Raw genomic sequence first — 19,665 nt, 5'->3', positions numbered from 1 at the left:
CCTCGGCGCGCCCCGCACGCTGCGGCGACCGCCCGTTCCGGGCTTCGACGATCCGGAGACTCCGCAATGTCCATTCGCCGTCCCGTTCTTGCCATCGGTATCTGCGCGGTCCTTGCCGGCGGCACCTTCGTCGGCGGCGACGCCGCGGCCGCCGCGCATCTCGACCAGTTGCTGGAGGCCAAGCTCGCCGCGGCGCCTGCGGCAGACGAGCTGCAGATCGTGATCACCTACGATCAGACCGGGCCGGTGTCGGCCTCGCAGCTCACCGCGCTGCATGCGCTGGGCATCACCCGCGGGATCACCATGCGCACGCTGCCGATCGCCGGCGCGCTGGCCACGCCGGCCGAGATCCGCGCGCTGGCGCAGCGCGACGACGTCGCCTCGATCTACTACAACGCGCCGCTGCGCTATTTCAACAAGGAAGCGCGCGAACTGACCGGCGTGGACCGTGCGCAGGGCAATCCCGGCGATTTCGGCCGCGCGCTGCCGTACAGCGGCCGCGGCGTCGGGGTGATGATCAACGACTCCGGCATCGATGCCACCCATCGCGATCTCGCCTACGGTACCCGCGTCGTGCAGAACGTGCTGGGCACCACCAACCTGGCCAATGTGGATGCGATGCTGCCGATCACCTATGCGGAGGGCGTGCCCAACACCGACCTCGGCTCCGGCCATGGCACCCATTGCGCGGGCACGGTTGGCGGCACCGGTGCGCAGTCCAACGGCGATTACCGTGGCGTGGCGACCGGCGCCAGCCTGGTCGGCTACGGATCCGGCGCTGTGCTGCTGATCCTGGACGCGGTCGGCGGCCTGGACTATGCCGCCACGCACCAGTTCAGCTTCAAGGATCCGATCCGCGTCACCAGCAATTCCTGGGGCTCGTCGGGCAAGTTCGACCCGCAGAATCCGGTCAACGTCGCCACCTATGAACTGTACAAGCGCGGCATCGTCAGCGTGTTCGCTGCCGGCAACGACGGCCCCAACGAGGACACGCACAATCCGTACGCGCAGGCGCCGTGGGTGATCTCGGTGGCTGCTGGCGAGAAGGACGGCACGCTGGCCGACTTCTCCTCTCGCGGCAAGCGCGGCGAGAGCGGCAGCTTCACCATGGCCGACGGCAAGACCTGGACCTATCTCAACGAGCCGACGATCACCGCGCCCGGCGTGGATATCGTCTCCACCCGCGATTCCACCGGCGCGTTGCCGCCGCTGGCCGCGGACAAGGACAGCAAGCTGATCGCGCCGGCGCAACTGCCGTTCTACACCACCATGAGCGGCACCTCGATGGCCACCCCGCACGTGGCCGGCATCGTCGCGCTGCTGCTGGAGGCCAACCCGGACCTGACCCCGGACCAGGTCAAGGACCTGCTCGAACGCACCGCCACCAACATCCCCGGGCGCACCTACTGGGAGGCCGGTGCCGGTTACGTGAACGCCTATGCCGCGCTGCTGGAAGCGAGCAAGCAGCGCAGCGGCTTCGGCAAGACGGTCAATTCTCTGCATCCGTTCTACAGCAACGCGCTGCTGCTGCCCGGCGGCAGCCAGCCGTTCGAAGTGGCGTTCTCGCCGGTGGGCACGCCGCAGACCCAGGCGTTCACCGTCGGCAAGGACGTCGCCTGGGTCAGCGCCAAGGCCACCATCGACGCCAACACCCAGGCATTGGTGCTGACCGATCCGGACGGCGTCAGCCACGGCTCGCCGGTGGCGCTGCCGTTGCTGGGCAGCACGGTCAGCGTCGGCGCGCCGGGCAAGCCGGGCACCTGGACCATCAGCGTGCGCGGCATCGGCTCGATCAGTGGTGTCCCGGTTGCTCCGAAGGGCAGCAATGGCCTGGCGGCCCCGGGCACGGTGCGCGGCACCCTGGATTTCCTGCTGAGCGGCGGCTACACCGGCCTCAACGATGTCGCCAGCGGCGACCGCGATCGCGGCGCGGTGGAGTACGCGGTCGCCAACCGATTGATGGACGGCTACGCCGATGGGCTGTTCCGTCCGCAGAATCCGCTCAAGCGCGCGGAGTTGGCGCGCTATCTGGTGATGGGCGCCGGCGTGCGCCAGGCGCTGCCGGCCACGCCCAGCTTCAGCGGGCTCGGCCGCAACGACCCGGCCTATCCGTTCGCCGAGGCGGCGGTGGGCAAGGGCGGGGCGCTGCGCGACCTGCAGCAGAACCAGGCGGCGGTGCTGGGACTGGTCGCGGGCGACTTCCGCCCCAACGACGCCGTCAGCAAACTGCAACTGGCGTATTCACTGGTGCAGGCGCTGGGCCTGCAGACGCAGGCGCTGGCCTTCGACGGCACGCTGTCGGTGAGCTACAACAACCAGCGCCTGCCGATCGAGGACGTGGCGGCGATCCCGGGCAACCTGCGCGGCTACGTGCAACTGGCGCTGGATGCCGGCATCCTCAACGCGCGCTTCGCGGTGACCCAGGGGCCGCAGGACCTGCAGCCGACCCTGCATGCCTACTTCGACCCGGGCAGCACGGTGTCGCGCAGCGGCTACGCGGTGATCGCGGGACGCTTCCTCGGCGTCAATCGGCAGGCGAAGGACTGAGGGCCGGTCGCTGCAATGACGGCACGCGCGCAGGTGCAAGGCCTGCGCCGTGCCTTGATGCCGTTGCTGCGGATCCTCGGTGTCTGCATCCTGAACGCGTCGCCACCGCTTCGCGGGATCCATCGTTGCAGCGGCAGGAGCGGCTTCACTCCTGCCGCGGATGCACGCTGACCGTGGCGGTCATGCCGGCCGCGAGCAGGGTGCCCTGCGGCACGCTGGCCGGGTCGATGCGGATGCGCACCGGCACGCGCTGTGCCAGGCGGATCCAGTTGAAGGTGGGGCTGACGTCGGCCAGCAGCGAGGTACCGGTCGGGTTGTCGCTGTCGGCGATGCCGCGGGCGATGCCCTCCACCTGGCCGTGCAGCATCAGCCCGCCGCTCATCAGGCGGATATCGGCACGATCGCCGACGTGCACCCGCGGCAGCTTGGTTTCCTCGAAATAGCCGTACACCCACATCGCATCGTCGCGCACCAGCGCCAGGCGCGCACCGCCGGCCTGGGCGTAGTCGCCCACGCGGACTTCCAGGTTGGTGATGTAGCCGTCGGCGGTGGCGCGGACCTGGGTGCGCTGCAGATCCAGCTCGGCCAGGTCGAGCGCGGCCTGCGCCTGTTCCACCGTCGCCACTGCCTGCGCCTGCGCCGCGGTGGCCTGCCCGCGCAGCGCCGCGCTGCGGTGCACGTCGGCCTGCGCCGAACGCGCGGTAGCTTCGGCATCCGAGCGTGCCTCGGCGGAGATCACCGCAGCGGCGCGCGCGCGCCGTTCGGCCTGCGCGCGGCGCATCTGGAACTCGGCTTCGCTGGCCGCCTGGGTGGCCGCCGCCGCCGACAGGCTGGCGCCGGCCGCACGCGCCTGCGCCTGCGCCACCGCGAGGTTGGCGCGGGCCTTTTCCAACGCCAGTTCGTAGCGCTTGCGGTCCACGCTGAACAGCAGGTCGCCGCGCTTGACGTGCTGGTTGTCGCGCACCGCCACCGCATCGACCAGGCCGGACACGTCGGGCGCGATGCGCACGACTTCCGCGCGCACACGGCCGTCGCGGGTCCAGGGCGAGAGCATGTAATGGCGCCACAGCGCATGCGCCAGCAGGGCGGCGACCAGCACCACGATGGCGGTCAGGGCGAAACGGATCAGGGCAGGGATCTTCATGGCGGGACTCACGGAAGAAGGAGCAGGCCGAGCGCGGCGAACGCGCCGACGTAAATGGCCAGACGGAACAGGGACGGGTGCCAGGCGTAGCGGTACAGGCCGGCGCGGCCGGCGACGGCGTCCAGCGCCCAGGCGACCAGCAGCAGGGCCAGGCCCAGCACCAGCAGGCCGGGCACGTACACCCCGGCGATCGAGAGTTCAGCGGGCAGCAGCATCGTCGGCTCCTGGCGTGGTGGTGGTCGGCGCAGGCGTATCGGCCAGCGCGGCGAGAACGGAATCGGCGTCGAGCAGCGCGCCGCGCAGCAGCAACAGATGCTCGCGGGTGGGCTTCCAGCGCAGCGGCACCGCGCCTTCCACCTGGCTGGCGGCCAGCGCGGCCTCCACCCGCTGCAGGGCCTGGCGGTGCCGCTGCGGGCCGGGGTCGAGATACAGATCGGCCAGCGCCTGCACGGCGGCATCCACCGCGGTGGCCAGTGCCGGCGACAGCGTGCCTTCGGCGGCGTCGCGGCGCAGCTCGACCAGGGTGCGCCCGGTCTCGTGCACCGACAGCGCCCAGCCGAGCAGGTCGCGCAGTTCGTCGCTGCCCGGCGGGGTGTGCGCCACGATCTGCTGGAACAGGTCGCGGTTGACGCTCTCCAGGCGCAGCGCCAGCCCCGGCAGCGGCGCACGCGCGGCCAGCGTGGTCTGCCGCCGCAGCCGCTCCAGCAGGCGCCGGCGCTGCCAGCGGGTGCCGATCACCGGCGGTACGAACACGAACGTCGCGCTCACCGCCAGCGTGCCCAGCAGCAACGGCACCACGCTGTTGAAGGTGGCCGCGGCGTTGAAGCTGGGGGTCGGCTGGACCGCCAGGATCGAGACGAAGGCCAGGTTGGCGCCGGTGGCGAAGCCGTACAGCGCCGGTTTCGAGGCCAGGTACAGGGTCACCAGCAGGAACGGCAAGGTGCCGGCGACGAACAGGCCGTAGCCGTCCATCTGCGGCAGCACCAGCAACTGGCAGACCACGCCCAGCGCGATGCCGAACACGAAGCCATTGAACAGCGAGCGCGCGGCGGCAGGTGCATTGGCGCTGGACGACAGGATCGCGCTCAGCGCCACCGCCTGGAACACCGCCGTGGCGCCGCTGATCCAGCCGGCCTGGATCCACAGCCAGCACATCGTCGCCACCAGCAGCGCGCTGCGCAGCGCGGTCAACGCTGCCGCGGCGTAGTCGTTGCCGCGCACGAACACCGCGGTGTCGCGATCCTGCGGCGTGCGCCACTGCTGCGGCGCGACCAGGGTCGCCTCGGTGGCCACGTAATCGTGCAGGTCGGCGAAGAACCGCTGCAGCAACGACACGCCGGTGTCGAAACCCTCGTGCTGCGCCGTTGGGAGCGCCTCGCGTGCCGCGGCTGCCCGTGTCGCCAGCGCATCGCGGCAGGCGGCCAGCTTGCGCGCGGTCGCGGCGGCGCCCTCGCGTCCGCCGCGATCGCTGAGCGCGGCCTTGAGCGGCCGGTACAGGCCGATCAGGGCCTCGGCCACGTGGCCATCGCCGCTGCGCAGCAGCCGGTTGATGTAGTGGTGCAACGCCTGGAAGCTGGTCGACACCGCCATGAAGCGCTGGTTGAGCAGGCGCAGGCGGCCGCTGCGGGCCCGCGCTTCCGGATCCTCGAACACCACCGAACTGCGCAGGTCCTCAATGGTCACCGCGTCGCGAACGAAACGCAGGTGCGCCTGCTCCATCGCCTCGCGCGGCAACTGGCCGCCGGTGGCGTCGCGGACGAAGTCCAGAAAGCGGTCGGAGGCACGGCGCACGGTGTCGCGCAGGGTCTGGCGCAGCCGGCTGGGGAATACCACGTCGCTGACGATGCCGGTCACCAGCAGGCCCAGCACCACCTCGGTCACCCGCGCCACCACCAGGTTGAACACGTTCTGCGGCTGATTCACGGCCGGCAGCGCGATCAGCGCCACCGTGTAGCCGGACAGGACGAAGGCGTAGGCCTTGAAATTGCGGTACAGCAGCGCGCCACCGGTGCAGGCGCCGATCCACAGCGACAGTACCAGCACGAACAGCACCGGCTCCTGCGGGAACAGCGCCACCATCGTCAGCGCGGCGACGCTGCCGATCAGCGTGCCCAGTATCCGGTAGAAGCCCTTCGCGAAGACCATGCCGGTCTGCCGGTGCATCACCACCACCACCGTGATCATCGCGGTCATCGGCGAGGCCAGGTCCAGGCGCAGCGCGATCCAGCCGGCCAGATAGATCGACAGCAGGGTGCGCAGCACGAACAGCCAGGCCTCGCCTTCGCCACGCAGGGCGTCGGCCAGCAGCGTGCGCAGGCCGGGTGCGGCGTCGGCAGCGGCGGTCGCGTTGGGCTGCGGCGTGCTCATGCCGCGTCCTCGACGCCGCGCAACAAGGCCTTCAGCAGCGTCTGCAACTGCGCCATCGCCGCCGGATCCAGATGTCGCACATAGGCGTCGAGCTGGGCGCACAGGGCCGGGATCAACGCATCGATCAGGCGCTCGCCGGCGTCGGTCAGGCGCAGCAACAGCATGCGCCGGTCCTCGGCGCTGGGCGTGCGCTGGATCAGGCCCTTGTCGACCAGTTGTGTGGTGAGGCGGGTGATGTTGGCGGATTTCTCGCCGGCCGCGTCGCCGAGCTGGGACGGGTTCAAGGTCCCGTCCGGGCTGGCGTCGATCATCATCAGGACGTTGTATTCCGCATAGCTCAGGCCGTAGGGCCGCAACACCTCGTTGCTCTGGTCCAGGCTCAGCTTGTGCAGCAGCTTGATCAGCCGCAGCAGCAGCGCGGCTTCACGCGGGAAGGGCGGATGCTTGCGTGCAGTCACGTCCAGGCGCTGCTCGGTGGCGGCAAAGCGACTCATGGCCGGCTCGGGATCTTATACATATGTAGATAATACATTTATGTATTAATTTTGCGGTAATCCCGGCTGAACGAGGGCGGTACAAGGCGGGTGTGGGAAACGCGCACGCGGCGGGCGCCGACGGGGCGGTGCGGCCAGCGTGCCAAAGAGAAGGTCGAGGACGCGCCTGGATGCGGTGAAGCGCAGGTCGACGCGCAGGCGTGTTACGCCCCCGAAGCCGGGGACGGCGCGTTCGAGACAGGCAGGGCGGGGTGGCGCTTCAGCGCCACCGCGTGGTCAACGCAGCACGCCGTCCAGGCCGGGCGCCGGCGAAAGCATGTTGCGGGCGTCGATGTCGAAGCTGCGCTGCTTCTTGTCCTCGGGCGTGGCGGCGATGCTGCCCTTGAGGGTGTACTCCAGGCTGCGGCGGCCGGCCAGGGCATCGGCGACGGCCATGCGCGCGCTGGAACTGGGGCGAAGCGCGACGCTCACCACATCCGCCGTCTCCGGGCCGATCGAGATGCCGGGAGCCGCCTGCAGGGTGCCGGCGGCTTCGCCGCCCACGCCCAGGTCCAGCCGCAGGCTGTCGTAGCGCATCGGGATGCTGCTGTAGTTCTGCAGGCGCAGGTCCACCTTCCAACTGCCGTCCATGTTGACCGTCAGTTGCTGCACGCTGGCGGCCGGATCGGACACCCGCCGCACCATGCCGTCGCTGCAGGCGCCGAGCAACGCGGTGCACAACACAAGCAAGCCGAGGCGGAGCGGGTGACGCATGAGCGCAGTCCATGGAGGGGAAGACCGGCGAAGACTACACCACACCCCGGGATGCGATGGTGGCGCAGCGATGGCAGGCTTGGCCCCGCCACCTGCCCTGAGCGGTCCTCGGCGATCCGGCCGGCGGCCATCACCGTGCGTCCCTGCCGTGCGCCAGCCGGATGCCGAGGACGCGCTCAGCATCGCCGGTGCAGGATTCGGGCGCCGTCGGCACGTGCCGCGGCGGTGGGTAGGAAAATTCTGCAACATTGCGCTTGCCCAATCCTGATCGCCTCGCTATGATGCGCGTCCTCGCACCGGTCCTGCCGCGTTGCGCAGTGGCCGAGTAGCTCAGTTGGTAGAGCAGGGGATTGAAAATCCCCGTGTCGGCGGTTCGATTCCGTCCTCGGCCACCATTCATATCAAGGCTCTACAGCGATGTAGGGCCTTTCTTTTTTCAGGCTTGCGCCGGTGTTGAACCATTCCGCGTGGCGGGTCGGCGGATCGTGTCTGCCGCGCTGCGCCTAAGGGAGGTGCCGATCTGCGCGCTATGCAGATTTCCGCATGCGTGCCGCCTGTCATGACAGCCTCCTGGAACGATGTCGCGTGAAGAAAGCGTGTCCACGATTGTAGACAAACGTACCCAGTTCACGTTTTTTCGGGATCTTCCGCTCAATCAATGGCGCTGCCTGTCGTAATCATAGGCACGGGCAATCGGGGGGACCTGCCAATGACCAGCGGATTCGGACGGAGATGGAGCGGCGTGGCGCTGCTGTGGGTCCTGGCTGGCGCGGCCATGGCGGCGCCAGCCGAGCAGGGGGAGCATGCGGGCGAGCAGGGTGGTCCCGGCGCCGATGCGCCTTACATCGAGCAGGTCGGCGCCGAGTGCGTCATGGTCAACACCTATCTGCAGCGGCACGACGGCGTGGTCGAGCGCGTGGTGCTGCGCGAGCCGGTGCAATGTGCCGGCCAGCCGGACCAGCGCGGCATGGCCGATCTGAGCCACTGACCGTCCACGCCATCGCCGCCGGCGTCTCGCGCCGCGCTTTACTTCGCTGCGCGGCTCCTGCATAAGCTGCTGTTTCCCGTCCATCGGAACCTGTGCATGCGTTTTTCGCCGATCGCGCTGCTGTTGCTGGCGTGCCTGTTGTGCCTCGCACCGCCGCTGCGTGCCGCGCAGCCGGTCAGTTCGGTCGCCGCGTTCGATCTCGGCCGCTATGCCGGGCAGTGGCACGAGATCGCGCACCTGCCGGTCTCCTTCCAGAAGAAATGCGTCGGCGACGTCACCGCGGCCTATGTGCTGCGCGACGACGGCCAGATCGGCGTGCGCAACGCCTGTCGCACCGCCGATGGCGCCACCCTCGCAGCCGAGGGCGTGGCACGGCGGGTGGAGGGTCATCCTGGGCGGCTGCAGGTGCGCTTCGCGCCGGATTGGTTGTCCTGGTTGCCGATGGTGTGGGCCGACTACTGGGTGATCGCGCTTGATCCGGATTATCAGTGGGCGCTGATCGGCGAGCCGGGACGCAAGTACCTGTGGGTGCTGTCGCGCTCGCCGCGCATGCAGCGCAGCGTGTTCGAGGCGATCAAGGCCAAGGCGGTGGCGATGGGCTACGACCTCGACCCGCTGCTGGTGGTCGCGCCGTTGGAGTGAGCGGCGCCGATCGGCGGCGCATCGCGCAACTGAGGCCAGTACGTTCTGGGGCAGGGGCGACGGGCGCCTGGGCCGATCGGCCTCAGCCGGGGAACGCCGCCAATGCGGTGGCAAGCAGCGTCGCGCTGTCGCCGTCGCGCAGCGCCTGCAGGGCGCCGCGGCCGTCGGCCAGGCGCATCTCCCGCAACCACTGCGACAGCGTCGCCAGATCGCTGCCGCAGCCGTTCCAGGCCACGCAGATGGTGTCGCCGACATTGTGCAGGTCGGCGTGGTTCAGGTGCTCCAGGGTGCCGTCATGCGCCAGCCAGGCGAGTGCCCGTTGCGCATCTTCCGGCGCGCCATAGGCGGCGCCGTCGATCAGCGACAACAGGTCGCTGTTGCCGGCGCGTTGCTCGGCCCGACGCCGTTCGGCGCGGCGCATGCCGTGCAGGATCGCCTTGATCCGGTCTTCGTGGAGGCTGTCGGTCATATGCGCGGGGAGGAGGCGGGTAGCGGCATCATTCTTCGCGCTCGGCACGCAGTTGCAGTTCGCCGTCTGCCAGTCGCGCACGCAGCCGATCGCCGGGCGCCACCTGGGCGGCCGAGCGCACCACGCTGCCGTCGTCGACGCGGGTCAGGATGCTGTAGCCGCGCGCGACGGTGGCCAGCGGGCTGACCGTCTCCAGGGCGCGCGCCAGCGCGCGCAGGCGCTGCGCATCGGCCTGCAGTTGCCGCGTCATCGCCGCCTGTGGACGCCGGCCCAGCGCCAGCAGCCGCACTCGCAGCATCGCCAGCCGCCGTTGTGGCTGTGCGGCGCGCAGCACCGCGGCTGCATGGCGCAACTGCGCATGGCGGCGCTCCTGTTGCTGCCGCCACACAGCCGCCAGCCGCCGTCCGATCTCGTGCTGGCGGCGCTGCAGCAGTTGCAGGCGCATTTGTGGACTCTGCGCCTGCAGGCGCAGCAAGGCGCGGTCGGCGCGTTGCTGCGCTTGCCGCAGCCGGTGCTGCTGCCAGCGCAGCAGCGCGGCGTGCTGGGCACGCAGGCGCGCGCCGAGATCGCGCTGGTCGGGCACCAGCAATTCGGCGGCGACCGACGGGGTGGGTGCGCGCAGGTCGGCGGCGAAATCGGCCAGGGTCACGTCGGTCTCGTGGCCGACCGCCGACACCACCGGCGTGACCGCGGCAGCGATCGTGCGTGCCAGCTGTTCGTCGTTGAACGCCCACAGGTCCTCCAGCGAGCCGCCGCCGCGGGTCAGCAGGATCGCGTCGTAGCGGCCGCTGGCGTCGGCCTGGCGCAGCAACGTGGCGAGCTGCGCCGCGGCGCTGTCGCCCTGGACCAGGCTCGGCAGGATGTCCACCTGCAGCAGCGGCATGCGCCGCCCGAGCACGCTCAGCACATCGCGCACGGCGGCGCCGCTGGGCGAGGTGATGACCGCCAGGCGCCGCACGAAGCCGGGCAGAGCGCGCTTGCGCTCGCTGGCGAACAGGCCCTCGGCGGCGAGCCGCGCCTTGAGCTCCTCGAACGCGCGGCGCAGCGCGCCTTCGCCGGCTTCCTCCAGATGGTCCAACACCAGTTGGTAGTCGCCGCGCGCTTCGTACAGGGTCAGGCGCCCGCGCGCCAGCACCCGCAGGCCTTCGCGCGGCACGAACCGCAGCCATTGGCTCTTGGGCTTGAACATCGCGCAGCGCACCTGCGCGCGCGCGTCCTTCAGGGTGAAGTACAGATGGCCGGACGAGGGCCGGGTGACATTGCCCAGTTCGCCCTCCACCCAGGCCAGCGGGAAGGCGCTCTCCAACAGGTCGCGGGCCAGCGTGTTGAGCTGGCTGGGGCTGAGGATCTGGTCGGCGCGATCGGACATGCGGGCAGTGCAGGGCGTACGGGCGCCTATCCTCGCACGTCGGCAGCTGCGTCCGGCTGCGTCGACGTGGCTGCGTGCCGGGCCAGCGCCCACTGCACGTGTTCGCGCACCAGCGGCGAGGGATGCTGCGCGCGCGCGCCGAGCGCGGCCAGTACCTGCGGCGTGGTCGGCGCGTTGCCCAGCGCTACGGCGATATTGCGCAGCCAGCGTTCGTGGCCGCTGCGGCGGATCGCGCTGCCTTCGGTACGGCGCAGGAACTCGTCTTCCTCCCAGGCGAACAACTGCGCCAGCGTCGCCTTGTCCAGGTCGTTGCGCGCGCGGAAGTCCGGCTCGTCGCTGCGCTTGGCGAACTTGTTCCAGGGGCAGATCAGCTGGCAGTCGTCGCAGCCGAAGATACGGTTGCCGATCGCCGGGCGCAGTTCCTCGGGAATCGCGCCGTCGTGCTCGATGGTGAGGTAGGCGATGCAGCGGCGCGCATCGAGCCGGTACGGCGCGACGATCGCCTGGGTCGGGCAGACGTCGATGCAGCGCGTGCAGGTACCGCAGTGGGCGCTGGCCGGCGGGTCGATCGGCAGCGGCAGGTCGACGTAGATCTCGCCGAGGAAGAACCAGGAGCCGCCGTTGCGGTCGATCAGGCAGGTGTGCTTGCCGATCCAGCCCAGGCCGGCGTCGCGCGCCAGAGCGCGTTCGAGCACCGGCGCCGAATCGACGAACACGCGGTGGCCGAACGGGCCGATCTCGTCCTGGATGCGCTCGGCCAGCTTTTGCAGGCGGTTGCGCATCAGCTTGTGGTAATCGCGTCCCAGCGCATAGCGCGCGACGTAGGCGCGCTCGCCGTCGTGCAGCGTGTCCCAGGCCGAATCGTCGTCGTTGCGGCCGTAGTCCAGGCCCACCGAGATCACCCGCAGCGTGCCGGGGATCAGTTCCGCCGGGCGGGAACGCTTGTCGCCGTGCTGGGCCATCCAGTGCATCGTGCCGTACAGGCCCTGTTGCAGCCAGTCGCGCAGATGCGCCTCGTCCTGCTGCAGTTCGATGCCGGCGATGCCGCAGCGCTGGAAGCCGAACGTGCGCGCCAGCGCGCGGATGCGCGCGGCCGCGGCGTGGGGATCGGCGATGTCGAGACGGGCGGACATCGCGCAAGTATAGAATCCCGTGCATGTACGACTGCTTCGATCTCCATGCCACCGCGGACGCGCGCCGCATCGATGCGCAGGCCACCGCGCTGCTGGGCGGCGACGGCTACACGCTGATGCAGCGCGCCGGCCAGGCCGCGTGGCAGACGCTGCTGCAGCGCTGGCCGCAGGCGCAGCGCATCCTGGTGGCCTGCGGCAGCGGCAACAACGGTGGCGATGGCTACGTGCTGGCGCGGCTGGCGCATCGCGCCGGACGCCAGGTACGCGTGCTGCAGTTGCCCGGGCGCGGTCCGCAGTCGCCGCTGGCGCAGCGCGCCTGCACCGACTACATCGGCGTCGGCGGCCGTATCGAGGAGTTCGATGCAGCGCTGGCGCCGGCCGACGTGGTGGTCGATGCGCTGCTCGGCATCGGCCTCAATCGCGCGCCGGACGCCGAACTGGCGGCGCTGCTCGGTGCGCTGGGCGGGCTTGGCGCGCCGGTGCTGGCGCTCGATGTGCCCAGCGGCGTGGACGCCGAAACCGGCAGCGTGCCCGGCGCGGTGTTGCCGGCGTCGCTGACGTTGCAGTTCATCGTCGCCCATGCCGGCCTGCATACCGGTGCGGCCTTGAACCATGTCGGCGAGCGCGCGCTGGCGACGCTGGAGGTGCCGCCGGCCGCGTTCGCCGGTTGCGCGCCGCGCGCGCAGGCCTGGACTGTCGGCGCCTTGCGCCGCCGTCTGGCGCCGCGCCGGCAGGACAGTCACAAGGGCGATTCCGGCCATGTGCTGTGCGTCGGCGGCAACCTCGGCAGCGGCGGGGCGGTGATGCTCAGCGCCGAGTCGGCCCTGCGCAGCGGCGCCGGCCTGGTCAGCGTCGCCACCCGTGGCGCGCACGTGGCGCCGCTGCTGGCGCGCTGTCCGGAGGCGATGGCGCATGCGATCGACGATGCAGGGACACTGGCGCCATTGCTGCACAAGGCCAGTGTGGTCGCGCTCGGCCCCGGGCTTGGCCAGGACGATTGGGCGCAGGCGCTGTGGCAAACGGTCCTGGTCGATTCGAACCGCGCGCTGATCCTGGACGCCGATGCATTGAACCTGCTTTCGCAGGCGCCGCGGTCCGTCCCGCAGGCGGTACTGACCCCGCATCCGGGCGAGGCCGGGCGCCTGCTCGGCATTTCAACGGCCGAGGTGCAACGCGATCGCTTCGCTGCCGCCGCGGCCTTGGCCGAGCGCTATCAGGCGGCGGTGGTGCTGAAGGGTGCCGGCAGCCTGGTCGCCGCGCCGGGGCAGACGCCGCGGGTAATCGCCGCCGGCAATCCGGGCATGGCGGTCGGCGGCATGGGCGATCTGTTGACCGGGGTGGTCGCGGCGCTGCGCGCGCAGGGCCTGTCGGCGTTCGAGGCGGCCAGCGTCGGCGCACTGCTGCATGCCGGCGCCGGCGATCGCGCGGCTGCCGCGGGCCAGCGCGGGATGCTGCCGACCGATCTGTTGCCGGCGCTGCGGCGCCTGTCCAATCCGGAATCCGAATCATGAGCCTCACGTTGTTCCTGCCCGACAGCGACGCCACCGAACGTCTCGGTCGCGCGCTGGCCGCGACCCGCCCGACGCAGGCCTCGGTGCATCTGCACGGGGATCTGGGCGCCGGCAAATCGACCCTGGCGCGGGCGCTGCTGCGCGCACTCGGCGTGCAGGGCGCGATCCGCAGCCCCACCTATACCTTGGTGGAGCGCTACCCGCTGGCCGATGGCGAAGCCTGGCATCTGGATCTTTACCGCATCGGCGCGGCCGGCGAGCTGGATTTCCTGGGGTTGGACGAGGGCGGGGCCACGCTGTGGCTGGTGGAGTGGCCCGAACGCGGCGGCGACGTGCTGGCCCCGGCCGATGTCGACGTGCGCCTGGCAGTGCGTGGCGATGGGCGCAGCGTCGCCCTGCAGGCGCGCACCGAGGCGGGCACCGCCTGGCTGGCTCGGGTGGGTGGACAGGCCGACTTGCAGGGACTTTTTGCCGGCTGACGCTAGGAAGTGAAGGCAGGTTATGGATTATTAAGGGAAAACCGCTTGCCTTTGACTCCCGGCGATGTTTGAATCGCGTTATGCGCCCGGGGACCCGTTTTTTCGCCAGTTTCGCCGCTGCCGCAGGCTGGTGCCTGGCGGCGCAGACGGCGTTTGCCGGACAGGTGCAGTCGGTCTCGCTCGACAACGGCGCCACCGGCACCCGGGCCGAGATCCGTCTGCAGGGCAGCGGTGGCTTCAGCACGCTGTCGCTGGCCAATCCCAACCGACTGGTCGTCGATCTCCCCGATTCCTCCGCTGCCAAGGGCCTGAAGCTGCCGGCCGGCGGCGGTGTGGTGAGCGCGGTGCGGACCGGGCATCCGGTGCCGGGCACCTTGCGCATCGTCTTCGACCTGAGCAGCCAGGTGGTGGCGTTCAAGCCGCAGATGCAGACCATCGGCGGCAGTTCGGTGCTGGTGATCGAATGGCCGGGTGAAGCGCCAGCAGGCAAGGCGGTCGCCGTCGATGCGCCGACAGCCGCCACCCCGCTGCCTCAGGCCGCGCCGATGTCGGCGCCCAAGTCGGCAGTGGATGCGCGCGCCGAAGCGGCGCGCGCGACCGCGGCGCTGACCTCGTCGGTGGTGCAGCGTGCCAGCCAGCCGGCGCCGACCCCGGTGCCGCCGCCCGCCGCGCCCACGCCCGCGCCCACCGTCGTTGCATCTGCGCCGAGCGTTGCTGCGGCGGCGTCCGGCCATCCTGCGCCTGGCAGCGTGCCGTCGCCCGCGCCCGCGCCAGTCGCGCCGCCGGCGAACGCGCCCTCCGAGCGTGACGACGCGGACGACGATGCGGCGGTGGCCGCGGCCGCCGAAGCGCGCCCGGTGATGCCGAGCGCCGCGGCGCGAGTGAAGATGGCGCCCGGCATGCGCCCGCTGATCGTGGCCATCGATCCCGGCCACGGCGGGCAGGACCCGGGCGCCAGCGGTCCGACCGGCAAGCACGAAAAGGACGTGACCCTGGCGATCGGTCGCGAGCTTGCGCGCCAGATCAACGCCACGCCGGGCATGAAGGCGTACATGACCCGCACCACCGACGTGTTCATTCCCCTGCCGATGCGTGCGCAGAAGGCGCGTGCGGCCAAGGCCGACATCTTCATCTCGATCCACGCCGACGCGGCCGAGAACCGCAGCGCCACCGGCTCCTCGGTCTACGTGCTGTCGACCAAGGGCGCGTCGTCGCAGCGCGCGCGCTGGCTCGCGGACAAGGAAAACGCCGCCGACCTGATCGGCGGCGTGCGCTTGCAGAAGACCGATAGCACCCTGGCCAACGTGTTGCTGGACCTGGCCCAGAGCGGACACATGAAGGCCTCCGAAGACGCGGCCGGGCATGTGCTGGGCGGGCTGAAGCGGATCGGCAACAACCACAAGCCCGAGATCGAGCGCGCCAACTTCGCGGTGCTGCGCACTTCGGACATGCCGGCGATGCTGGTCGAAACCGCCTTCATCTCCAACCCGGACGAAGAGCGCCGGCTGACCGATCCTGCCTATCAGCGTCGCATTGCCGGCGCCGTGCTCGATGGCGTCAGCACCTTCTTCACCCGGCAGCCGCCGCCGGGCACGCTGTTCGCCGCGCGCGCGCAGGCCGAGGCCGAAGCGGCCAGCACCGTGGCCGGCGGCAGCCGCTGAGGCGCTATCATTAACGGCTGATCCTCGATGACGGCGTCCGCGCCGCGAGCCGTGCCGATGTCCTTTGCCTGCTGTCGTTTCCCTCCCGTCGCCATGACTGGTGCACGCCTGCGCGTGCATGGGGCGAACACGGCATGAGCATCCGCCAGCTGCCCGAGATCCTGATCAACCAGATCGCCGCCGGCGAAGTGGTCGAGCGGCCGGCCTCGGTGGTCAAGGAACTGGTGGAGAACGCACTGGACGCCGGCGCGCACCGCGTCGACATCGATCTGGAAGAAGGCGGTGTGCGCCTGATCCGCATCCGCGACGACGGCGGTGGTATCGCGCCGGAGGAACTGCCGTTGGCCATCTCTCGCCACGCGACCAGCAAGATCGCCTCGCTGGACGACCTGGAATCGGTGGGCACGCTGGGGTTCCGCGGCGAGGCGCTGCCGTCGATCGCCTCGGTCAGCCGCTTCACCCTGGCCTCGCGCCGTGCCGGCGACGAACACGGTGCTGCCCTGCAGGTCGAAGGCGGCAAGGTCGGCGAGGTGCAGCCGCGCGCGCTGCCGCCTGGCACCCTGGTCGAGGTTCGCGAGCTGTTCTACAACGTGCCGGCGCGGCGCAAGTTCCTGCGCGCCGAGCGCACCGAACTGGGCCACATCGAGGAGTGGCTGCGGTCGCTGGCGCTGGCGCGCCCGGACGTGGAGCTGCGCGTCTCGCACAACGGCAAGCCATCGCGGCGCTACAAGCCGGGCGACCTGTACTCGGATGCGCGCCTGGGCGAGACCCTGGGCGAGGACTTCGCACGGCAGGCGCTGCGCGTGGACCACAGCGGTGCCGGCCTGCGCCTGCATGGCTGGATCGCGCAGCCGCATTACTCGCGCGCCAGTGCCGATCAGCAATACCTTTACGTCAACGGCCGCTCGGTGCGCGACCGCAGCGTCGCCCATGCGGTGAAGATGGCCTACGGCGACGTGCTGTTCCATGGGCGGCAGCCGGCCTATGTGCTGTTTCTCGAACTAGAACCGGCGCGGGTCGACGTCAACGTGCATCCGGCCAAGCACGAGGTGCGCTTCCGCGACGCGCGGCTGATCCACGACTTCGTCTATCGCACGCTGCAGGACGCGCTGGCGCAGACCCGCGCCGGCAGCCTGCCCGGCGCGATCGGCGCCGACGCGGTGCTGCCGACACCCGCCGCAGGTGCTGCGGCCTGGGCGGGCGCAGGCACGCCGAACGGCGGCGGTGCCGGTGGTGGTGGCGGGCAGGGCTACGGTTACGGCGCGCAGTGGCGCCCGGCGCAATCGCCGCTGGGCCTGCGCGTGGAAGAGGCGCCGGCGGCGTATGCGGCGCTGTACGCGCCTGCCGCGGAGGCGGGCGGTGCCGCCGGTCTGCCGCGGCAGACCCAGGACCCGGCCGGCGGCCTGCCGCCGACCGCCGCCGACAGCGGCGTGCCGCCGCTCGGCTATGCCATCGCGCAGTTGCACGGCATCTACATCCTGGCCGAGAACGCCGATGGCCTGATCGTGGTCGACATGCACGCCGCGCACGAACGCATCGGCTACGAGCGGCTGAAGACCGCGCACGACGGCATCGGCCTGCATGCGCAGCCGCTGCTGGTGCCGATCACCCTGGCGGTCGGCGAACGCGATGCCGATACCGCCGAACGCGAGGCGGAGACGCTGGCCGCGCTCGGGTTCGAGATCACCCGCAGCGGGCCGCAGTCGCTGCACGTGCGCAGCATTCCGGCGCTGCTGGCACAGGCCGAGCCTGAGGCCTTGCTGCGCGACGTGCTCACCGACCTGCGCGAACACGGCCACAGCGGCCGCATCGCCGGCGCGCGCGACGCGCTGCTGTCGACCATGGCCTGCCACGGCGCGGTGCGCGCCAACCGTCGCCTCACCGTGCCGGAAATGAACGCCTTGCTGCGCGACATGGAGGCCACCGAGCGCTCCGGACAATGCAATCATGGGCGTCCGACCTGGGCGCGGTTCACCCTGGGCGAGATCGATCGTTGGTTCCTGCGGGGGCGGTGATGGACAAGCGAGTGTGGACGACGGCGCTGCTGGCGGCGCTCGTCGCCTTGGGCGGATGCGGCAAGCAGGCGACGACGCCGGCCGCGCCGAAGGCGATGGACGCGCGCTTTGTGGCCGACGAACAGGCCTGGCGCGCGCAGCGCCAGCGCGAACTGCAGGCGCCGGATGGCTGGACCAGCCTGGTCGGCCTGCACTGGCTGGAACTGAAGGAGCATTACCTCGGCAGCGGCCCGGACAGCGGCATCCGCCTGGCGGTCGGGCCGGCGCGGATGGCCCTGGTGTCGCAGGTGCAGCGCGAGGTGTACCTGACGCCCGAGCGTGGCGCCGCCCTCAGCGTCGCCGGTGCGCCGGTGCAGGGGCGCATCCGCCTGTACAGCGATCACGACCCGCAGCCGACGGTGATCGACTTCGACGACGGCAAGGGCAAGCTCAGCCTGATCGAACGCGGCGGCCGCTACGCGCTGCGGGTCAAGCACGCCGATGCGCCGACCCGGCGCAGCTTCACCGGCGTGCCGTACTGGCCGCTGGCCGAATCCTGGCGCGTGCGCGGGCGTTTCGTGCCCAATCCGCCGGGCACGACCCTGCCCATCGTCGACATCATCGGCGTCACCACGCCATCGTCGAATCCCGGTGCGCTGGAGTTCGAGCGCGGCGGCAAGCGCTACCGCCTGCAGGCGATCGGCGAACCTGGCCAGCCGCTGTTCGTGGTGTTCGCCGACCGCACCAGCGGTCACGGCAGCTACCCCGCCGGGCGCTTCCTGGACGTGGACCCGCCCGCGGCCGACGGCAGCGTGGTGCTGGATTTCAACCGCGCCTACGACCCGCCGTGCGCGTTCACCCCGTTTGCCACCTGTCCGTTGCCGCCGCCGGAGAACCGCCTCGACCTGGCGGTGGATGCCGGCGAGAAGGCCTACGCCGCCGCCCATTGACCCGAGGATGCCGATGACCCCGTTCCCGCGCCTGTTGCGCCGCCTGCTGCTGGGCCTGTCGCTGTGCCTGGTGCTGCCGGCACTGGCCCGCACGCCGCCGCCGGTGGCCGCGACGCCTGTCGCGCCCGCCGCCGCAGCGCCCACGGTGGTGCCGCCCACGCCGCTGTTGTGGAAGGTCAGCGGCCCGCGCGGCACGCTGTACCTGTTGGGCTCGTTCCACATGCTCAAGGCCGACGACTATCCGCTGGCGCGCGAAGTCGATGCGGCCTACGCGGCGTCGCCGCGGTTGCTGTTCGAACTGGCGCCGAAGGACGTGGATGCGCCGCAGCTGGGTGCGCAGATGCTGCAGGCGGCACAACGCCACGACGGCAAGCGGCTGCAGGACGATCTGGACTCGACGACCTGGGAGCGGCTGCGCCGCTATGCCGCCGGTCACGGCCTGCCGCTGGCGCAGATGAGCGGCTTCGAGCCGTGGTTCGTCGGCCTCAGCATCAGCATCGCCGACATGAAGGCGCAGGGCCTGGAGGCCGATGCCGGATTGGATCGTCATTTCATGACACTGGCCTTGCAGGACGGCAAGAGTGCCGAGGGCCTGGAGACCGCGCAGGCGCAGATCGACCTGCTCGACGGCATGGACCGGGTGGAGCAGAAGCAGATGCTGACCGAGGCGCTGGACGACGCCGAGCAGGGCGCGGCGCAGACCCTGCGCCTGCACGATGCCTGGCGCCGCGGCGACGAGCGCCAGCTGTGGCAGGAGATCGGCGCGCAGATGAAGCGCGACTACCCGCGGCTGTACCAGCGCATCGACGTGGAGCGCAACCAGGCCTGGCTGCCGCGCTTGGAGCAGCGCCTGAAGGACGGCGGCGGCGACACTCTGGTGGTGGTGGGTGCGCTGCACCTGCTCGGGCCAGACGGCGTGGTCGATGGCCTGCGCGCGCGCGGCTACAAGGTCGAGCGGATCTGCGGGAACTGCAAGCCGGCGCGTTCGCGCTGACGGGAAGGTGCGTCGCACGTGTGGTTGGCGTGCGGCCGTACCCCCATCCGCCCCTGCGGGGCACCTTCTCCCGAGGGGAGAAGGGAGAGCAAAAGCCCCTCTCCCACTGGGAGAGGGGTTGGGGTGAGGGTAGGGGCGCGAAGCGCCCCGCCGAACCTCACCCGGCCGCA

Annotated in this window: 17 protein-coding genes and 1 tRNA gene; 10 read left to right on the top strand and 8 right to left on the bottom strand. The window is 70.9% G+C overall.

Annotated elements, in window-relative coordinates; translation table 11 throughout:
* Nucleotides 1-66: 66 nt before the first annotated feature.
* The gene (locus AC1PLR_RS12565) at nucleotides 67-2,547 is read left to right on the top strand and encodes a S8 family serine peptidase (RefSeq protein ID WP_481101204.1); all 2,481 of its coding nucleotides are present in this window, start codon (nucleotides 67-69) and stop codon (nucleotides 2,545-2,547) included.
* A gap of 145 nt (nucleotides 2,548-2,692) precedes the next feature.
* Here AC1PLR_RS12565 and AC1PLR_RS12560 read toward each other — a convergent pair whose 3' ends face one another.
* From AC1PLR_RS12560 to AC1PLR_RS12540, 5 genes are all read right to left on the bottom strand, one after another.
* Nucleotides 2,693-3,691 (bottom strand): HlyD family secretion protein, encoded by a 999-nt coding sequence (locus AC1PLR_RS12560; protein ID WP_481101203.1) that lies wholly within the window; start codon nucleotides 3,689-3,691, stop codon nucleotides 2,693-2,695.
* A gap of 8 nt (nucleotides 3,692-3,699) precedes the next feature.
* The gene (locus tag AC1PLR_RS12555) at nucleotides 3,700-3,906 is read right to left on the bottom strand and encodes a DUF1656 domain-containing protein (RefSeq protein WP_017916033.1); all 207 of its coding nucleotides are present in this window, start codon (nucleotides 3,904-3,906) and stop codon (nucleotides 3,700-3,702) included.
* The gene (locus AC1PLR_RS12550) at nucleotides 3,890-6,058 is read right to left on the bottom strand and encodes an FUSC family protein (RefSeq protein ID WP_481101202.1); all 2,169 of its coding nucleotides are present in this window, start codon (nucleotides 6,056-6,058) and stop codon (nucleotides 3,890-3,892) included. The genes AC1PLR_RS12555 and AC1PLR_RS12550 overlap by 17 nt, the downstream gene beginning before the upstream one ends.
* Nucleotides 6,055-6,552 (bottom strand): MarR family winged helix-turn-helix transcriptional regulator, encoded by a 498-nt coding sequence (locus tag AC1PLR_RS12545; protein ID WP_019799679.1) that lies wholly within the window; start codon nucleotides 6,550-6,552, stop codon nucleotides 6,055-6,057. The genes AC1PLR_RS12550 and AC1PLR_RS12545 overlap by 4 nt, the downstream gene beginning before the upstream one ends.
* A gap of 276 nt (nucleotides 6,553-6,828) precedes the next feature.
* Nucleotides 6,829-7,305: an LEA/WHy family protein gene (locus AC1PLR_RS12540; protein WP_010342826.1), complete on the bottom strand. Its 477-nt coding sequence runs from the start codon at nucleotides 7,303-7,305 to the stop codon at nucleotides 6,829-6,831.
* A gap of 319 nt (nucleotides 7,306-7,624) precedes the next feature.
* Here AC1PLR_RS12540 and AC1PLR_RS12535 point away from each other — a divergent pair.
* The 3 genes from AC1PLR_RS12535 to AC1PLR_RS12525 all read left to right on the top strand — a co-directional run bounded on the left by AC1PLR_RS12535 (nucleotide 7,625) and on the right by AC1PLR_RS12525 (nucleotide 8,935).
* A tRNA-Phe gene (locus AC1PLR_RS12535) sits at nucleotides 7,625-7,700 on the top strand.
* A gap of 314 nt (nucleotides 7,701-8,014) precedes the next feature.
* On the top strand, nucleotides 8,015-8,293 hold the full coding sequence (locus tag AC1PLR_RS12530) for a hypothetical protein (RefSeq protein ID WP_481101201.1): 279 nt from the start codon (nucleotides 8,015-8,017) through the stop codon (nucleotides 8,291-8,293).
* A gap of 96 nt (nucleotides 8,294-8,389) precedes the next feature.
* Nucleotides 8,390-8,935, top strand: coding sequence for a lipocalin family protein (locus AC1PLR_RS12525; RefSeq protein ID WP_481101200.1), 546 nt, complete (start codon nucleotides 8,390-8,392; stop codon nucleotides 8,933-8,935).
* Between the two features lie 82 nt (nucleotides 8,936-9,017).
* On the opposite strand, the gene AC1PLR_RS12520 is transcribed toward AC1PLR_RS12525, so the two are convergent.
* Genes AC1PLR_RS12520 through queG form a run of 3 tightly spaced genes read right to left on the bottom strand, consistent with a single transcriptional unit; the run spans nucleotide 9,018 to nucleotide 11,906 of the window.
* A complete protein-coding gene (locus AC1PLR_RS12520; protein WP_481101199.1) occupies nucleotides 9,018-9,404 on the bottom strand; it encodes a hypothetical protein in 387 nt (128 codons plus the stop codon).
* A gap of 28 nt (nucleotides 9,405-9,432) precedes the next feature.
* A complete protein-coding gene (gene xseA / locus AC1PLR_RS12515) occupies nucleotides 9,433-10,773 on the bottom strand; it encodes an exodeoxyribonuclease VII large subunit (RefSeq protein WP_481101198.1) in 1,341 nt (446 codons plus the stop codon).
* 26 nt (nucleotides 10,774-10,799) lie between these two features.
* Complete coding sequence (gene queG / locus AC1PLR_RS12510) at nucleotides 10,800-11,906, bottom strand: tRNA epoxyqueuosine(34) reductase QueG (protein WP_481101197.1); 1,107 nt, start codon at nucleotides 11,904-11,906, stop codon at nucleotides 10,800-10,802.
* 23 nt (nucleotides 11,907-11,929) lie between these two features.
* On the opposite strand from queG, the gene AC1PLR_RS12505 reads away from it, so the two are divergent.
* The 6 genes from AC1PLR_RS12505 to AC1PLR_RS12480 all read left to right on the top strand — a co-directional run bounded on the left by AC1PLR_RS12505 (nucleotide 11,930) and on the right by AC1PLR_RS12480 (nucleotide 19,495).
* The gene (locus AC1PLR_RS12505) at nucleotides 11,930-13,417 is read left to right on the top strand and encodes an NAD(P)H-hydrate dehydratase (protein WP_481101196.1); all 1,488 of its coding nucleotides are present in this window, start codon (nucleotides 11,930-11,932) and stop codon (nucleotides 13,415-13,417) included.
* On the top strand, nucleotides 13,411-13,896 hold the full coding sequence (gene tsaE / locus AC1PLR_RS12500; protein ID WP_420010204.1) for a tRNA (adenosine(37)-N6)-threonylcarbamoyltransferase complex ATPase subunit type 1 TsaE: 486 nt from the start codon (nucleotides 13,411-13,413) through the stop codon (nucleotides 13,894-13,896). The genes AC1PLR_RS12505 and tsaE overlap by 7 nt, the downstream gene beginning before the upstream one ends.
* An 80-nt stretch (nucleotides 13,897-13,976) precedes the next feature.
* A complete protein-coding gene (locus AC1PLR_RS12495) occupies nucleotides 13,977-15,557 on the top strand; it encodes an N-acetylmuramoyl-L-alanine amidase (RefSeq protein ID WP_420009577.1) in 1,581 nt (526 codons plus the stop codon).
* Nucleotides 15,558-15,691: 134 nt separating this feature from the next.
* On the top strand, nucleotides 15,692-17,572 hold the full coding sequence (gene mutL / locus AC1PLR_RS12490; RefSeq protein ID WP_481101195.1) for a DNA mismatch repair endonuclease MutL: 1,881 nt from the start codon (nucleotides 15,692-15,694) through the stop codon (nucleotides 17,570-17,572).
* On the top strand, nucleotides 17,572-18,501 hold the full coding sequence (locus AC1PLR_RS12485) for a DUF1684 domain-containing protein (RefSeq protein ID WP_481101194.1): 930 nt from the start codon (nucleotides 17,572-17,574) through the stop codon (nucleotides 18,499-18,501). Before mutL ends, AC1PLR_RS12485 begins: the two co-directional genes overlap by 1 nt.
* 13 nt (nucleotides 18,502-18,514) lie before the next feature.
* Nucleotides 18,515-19,495: a TraB/GumN family protein gene (locus AC1PLR_RS12480; protein WP_481101193.1), complete on the top strand. Its 981-nt coding sequence runs from the start codon at nucleotides 18,515-18,517 to the stop codon at nucleotides 19,493-19,495.
* Nucleotides 19,496-19,665 lie beyond the last annotated feature (170 nt).

Source organism: Xanthomonas sp. NCPPB 3570, from assembly GCF_056725115.1.
The sequence above is the reverse complement of the archived record's forward strand: the minus strand, read 5'-3'. Positions and strand labels throughout refer to the sequence as shown.